The organism is Actinomyces sp. S6-Spd3, from assembly GCF_000758755.1.
Taxonomy (GTDB): Bacteria; Actinomycetota; Actinomycetes; order Actinomycetales; family Actinomycetaceae; genus Pauljensenia.
In genome coordinates, this window is the sequence record NZ_JRMV01000184.1 from 1 (window position 1) to 512 (window position 512).

Consider the following 512-nt stretch of genomic DNA (forward strand, 5'->3'; position numbering starts at 1 on the left):
ACCACGTTCGATGGTGATGGTGGCCCGTCCATTGGCAACTTCTTCAACAAACTCCTGTTTGCAATCAAGTTCCAGTCGACGAACATCTTCTTCGCGTCTCAGATTAACTCTGAATCGCAGATTCTGTACGACCGTGACCCGGCACTACGAGTTTCGAAGGTTGCACCCTACCTCACGCTTGACCGTAGGCCCTACCCGGCAGTGGTGGACGTGGATGGTGACCCGTCCACGCCTAAACGCCTCGTGTGGATCGTGGATGCTTACACCACGTCGAACCACTATCCGTATGCGCAGCACGTGAATGTTTCCGCAGCAACTGCGGATGCCTCCACGCAGGATTCAGCGCTGTACGCCGCGCAGCCGAACATCAACTACATGCGTAACTCGGTGAAGGCAGTGGTTGATGCCTACGACGGTTCAGTTTCCCTCTACCAGTGGGATGAGGAGGATCCGATCCTTAAGTCCTGGATGAAGACCTTCCCCGGTCAGGTGAAGCCGCTCGCGGACATTTC

At 55.7% G+C, this 512-nt stretch carries 1 protein-coding gene; it reads left to right on the forward strand.

Annotated elements, in window-relative coordinates:
• Positions 1 to 512, forward strand: a 512-nt coding sequence (locus HMPREF1627_RS01090; protein ID WP_034500403.1) for a UPF0182 family protein, incomplete at both ends; no start/stop codon positions are given.